This is a genomic window from Bacillus sp. JJ1764 (assembly GCF_036962145.1).
Classification (GTDB): Bacteria; Bacillota; Bacilli; order Bacillales; family Cytobacillaceae; genus Neobacillus.
The window spans coordinates 1-3,918 of sequence record NZ_JBALNY010000176.1 but is presented as its reverse complement, the minus strand read 5'-3'; the positions used below and the strand labels follow the sequence as shown (position 1 = coordinate 3,918).

4 protein-coding genes are annotated in these 3,918 nt (G+C 40.9%); 3 read left to right on the top strand and 1 reads right to left on the bottom strand.

What is annotated here, in order from left to right; all coding sequences use genetic code 11:
- A partial coding sequence (locus tag V7083_RS20410; protein WP_335481376.1) for an FMN-dependent NADH-azoreductase occupies positions 1-619 on the top strand: 619 nt, incomplete at its 5' end.
- 107 nt (positions 620-726) lie between these two features.
- Here V7083_RS20410 and V7083_RS20405 read toward each other — a convergent pair.
- Positions 727-1,509, bottom strand: a complete 783-nt coding sequence (locus tag V7083_RS20405) for an undecaprenyl-diphosphate phosphatase (protein WP_335481374.1) — start codon at positions 1,507-1,509, stop codon at positions 727-729.
- Between the two features lie 207 nt (positions 1,510-1,716).
- Here V7083_RS20405 and V7083_RS20400 point away from each other — a divergent pair, with 207 nt between their 5' ends.
- Both V7083_RS20400 and rodA read left to right on the top strand, forming a co-directional pair.
- Positions 1,717-2,478: a DUF4931 domain-containing protein gene (locus V7083_RS20400; RefSeq protein ID WP_335481372.1), complete on the top strand. Its 762-nt coding sequence runs from the start codon at positions 1,717-1,719 to the stop codon at positions 2,476-2,478.
- 125 nt (positions 2,479-2,603) lie between these two features.
- Positions 2,604-3,776: a rod shape-determining protein RodA gene (rodA, locus tag V7083_RS20395; protein WP_335481370.1), complete on the top strand. Its 1,173-nt coding sequence runs from the start codon at positions 2,604-2,606 to the stop codon at positions 3,774-3,776.
- Positions 3,777-3,918: the final 142 nt, after the last annotated feature.

Here is a 3,918-nt window from a genome sequence, read left to right as displayed (position 1 = left end):
TAAACTTTCCAAAGGTGCGCAAATTGGTGATGTATTTTTAGAAGAGTTCCAAAAAGCTCGTCCTGATGTAGAAATTGAGCGGATGCATTTATATAGTATGGATATACCAGAGATTGATATGGATTTGCTTTATGCAAGGGCCAAATTATCTTTCATGGGTTATACGAAAGATCAATTATCTGATGCAGAACGCACCAAGCTTGAAAAAATGCATGCTCTAGCTGACCGCTTCATCAATGCAGAATACTATGTGTTTGTGACACCGATCTGGAATCTTGGTGCTCCCGCTATTTTAAAATCATTTATGGACTGCTTGTTTATCGCCGAAAAAACCTTTACAAATACCGAGAATGGACCTAAAGGCTTGCTTACCGGCAGAAAGGCCGTACATATCCAAACGCGCGGAGGTATCTATTCTACAGGTCCGATGGCCGAATTTGAAATGGGTGATCGTTATTTAAGAAAAGCCCTGCAATTCCTTGGTTTCGACATTCTGCCAACCATTGTTGCAGAAGGAATGGACCATTTCCCGAAAATGGCTCCGGAAATTATGGCTAAAGCCAAAGAACAGGCGGCAGAAGCTGCTAGAGAAATGGCGAAAATGCCAGTAAAAGCATAAAAAAAAGCGACTCGATCATTGGATCGGGCCGCTTTTTTAATTTACTTGCGAAAACAATAGGTTTACTTGCGAAACATACCTATTTACTTGAATTTCTCTTTAAGGTTTTAGAATTTACCTGTGAATTGGAAGAACAACACAACCAAGCCTAAAATCCATACATATACAGCAAACGGTTTTAAGGAGTGCTTTTTCAAATAGCCGATCATCCATCTTACTGCGATATAACCGAACACCGCGGATGAGACAATCCCTACAAGCAGGGCAGATAAGGAAATGGTTTCGCCTTGTCCTTCAAATAAATCCTTTGTTTGCAGCACAATTGCACCAGCAATCGCCGGAGTGGATAATAGGAAGGAAAAATACGCTGCCGTTTCCCGGTCCAATTTGCGCCACAGCGCCGCGACTATGGTCATTCCTGAACGAGAAATCGCCGGCATGATGGCAACAGCCTGAAATGTACCAATAATAAGAGCATCTTTATAACTGATATCATCCATTTTCTTATAACCGTTTTTCGCTGAATCAGCTAGCCATAGGAATGTTCCAGTAATTAAAAACTCCCACCCGATGGTTACACCGGTTTTCGAGATTTCATCAATATAATCCTTGAATGCTAGTCCAAAAATAACCGCAGGAATGGTTCCAACAATTAGTAAAAAGGTTAGTTTACTAAAAGGTTTTTTCAAGATTTTAATAAATTCGTCTTTATAAAAAACAAAGACGGCCAACAGGGTTCCTACATGAAGCATCGTATCAAGCAGCAGCCCCGCTTCCTTCAGGCCGAACAATTCTCTCCCTAAAAAAAGGTGTCCTGTACTAGAAATAGGTAAAAATTCCGTAAATCCTTGAATAAATCCAAGGATGAGCGCTTCAAATTTCGTTAACATACGTTCCCTCTCATTCTTGTGTTTTGACCTGCATGTACATATTTATAGATATGCCAAAATTCTCTAGTTCATGAAATACCTTTTTTATTTTAGAGTGTACTTCCAGTGTGGTCAAGGAATATTCCATTTTTAAGCCAAATTAAGTGCAAACTACTCACTTTCTCCCATAAAATAGAATTATAGCTTTTTCGAGAGGAGAAACCGCGGTTGGAAACGAAACATCTGCATTTTAATACGTCGATCGGTGTGCAAAAACCGGAAAGTATCCGAAACAAAGCGCAAGCCTGTCCTTTCTGTGACCGGGAAAATCTAATTGATCTGATTGAGGTCGATGGTCCGATCATCCTATTGAAAAATAAATACCCTGTCTTAGAAAATGCTTTCCAAACGGTGTTAATTGAAACAGATGAGTGTCAAGCTGAATTATCCGCCTATTCAAAGGAGCATTTACATAGACTGATTAGGTTTGGAATAAGGCATTGGCTGAAGATGGAGAAAAGCGGTAAGTATCGCTCCGTTATCTTTTTCAAAAATCATGGTCCTTTATCAGGCGGTACGATTGCTCATCCTCATATGCAAATCATTGGCCTGGATGATATTAATTATAAGGAAAACGTTAGTCATGAATTGTTCGAGGGAATGGTGTTAGCTGAAGACAACGGCGTCAAGTTTACCCTATCCACGAAACCCCGTGTCGGTTTTTATGAGTTTAATGTGATGATGGAGGATTCCGGTTATAAGGAGCGTTTTGCAGAGTACATGCAAATGGCTGTTCATTATATTTTGAATCATTTTCCATTTAAGGCATCCAGTTATAATATCTTTTTCCATCATATTGATGAGAAAATTTATGTGAAGGTTGTTCCGCGGTTCGTGACAACCCCGCTGTACATTGGCTACGGACTTCCGCAGGTACCCAACAATCTGGAATGGATGACCGGGGAAATGAAGCGAATTTATTTCAGCTAAACTGTTACCAATTAATGAGGATATTATGAAAAAAAATCCATTCAGCTTTTAGAAGTTGTGATTTACTCATAATAAAAATATAATGGAGAAATGTACAAGTTCTTATTTAAGGTGGAGACTTTCACATGACTTCCAATAAAAATACAACTTCTAAGCTGGATTACAGTCTTGTGTTAATCGTAATGTTACTTTTCCTGGCCAGCTGTATCTCAATTTATAGCGCCCAGGCCAGCGGGCAGTATAAGGATAACTTCTTAGTAAAGCAAATCGTTTGGTATGTGGTCGGCGCTGGAATTATCGGCGGCGTAATGACGCTGGATTCTGACCAGCTGCGAAAGCTAACCTGGTATGCCTACGGTTTTGGAAATTTCCTGCTTCTGTTATTAATTGTGGCGCCAACCAGCATCGCCCCGGTCATTAATGGTGCGAAAAGCTGGTTTAGAGTCCCGGCTATGGGATCGCTGCAACCGTCTGAGTTTGTTAAAATTTTTATCATTCTAACACTGGCTCGCGTCATCGATGACCATCATCAAAAAAATCCAGATAAAACACTGCAGACCGATTTTTGGCTGCTGATTAAAATGGGAATCGTAACCATGGTTCCGCTGATGCTCGTCATGCAGCAGCCGGACTTGGGAACATCGCTAGTATTTTTGGCGATTTTATTAGGAATGATATTTATCTCAGGAATTTCATGGAAAATCCTAGTGCCGATTTTTTCAACAGGCGCAGTTCTGATTTCAGTGGTCTTTTATTTTGTATTATTAAAGCCAGATTGGCTGGAAAAATATTTGGGTGTGAAGCAGTATCAATTTGGCCGGATTTATTCCTGGCTTGACCCATATAACTTCCAGAGCTCTGCCGGGTATCAGTTGACCAAGTCGCTGTTGGCGATTGGCTCAGGGCAAACATCTGGTAAAGGTTACAGAATGCGTGAGGTATACTTGCCAGAAAGCCATACCGACTTTATTTTTAGTATCGTTGGAGAAGAGTTCGGCTTCATCGGTGCAAGTGTGCTAATCAGTCTATTCTTCTTGTTGATTTACCACATTACCAAGGTAGGTATGGAAACAAGGAATCAATTCTATACGTACATTTGTGTCGGAGTCATCAGTATGATCACCTTCCACGTATTCCAAAACATTGGAATGACCATCGGCGTTTTACCGATTACCGGTATCCCGCTGCCGTTCATTAGCTACGGCGGTAGTGCATTGATGGGTAATATGATGGGACTGGGACTGATCTTTTCGATCCGGTATCATTATAAAAAATATATGTTTTCGACAACAGCATAACATTTTAGGGGAGCGACGAGGGTCGCTCTTTTTTTGTGAAGGGAGATTGGCGGGAAAAATCGGAAAACTGGCGGAATTCCGGTCAATACCGACGGAATTCCCGAAAAACACGGCGGAATTCCGTCCAAAGCTCGCGGGATCA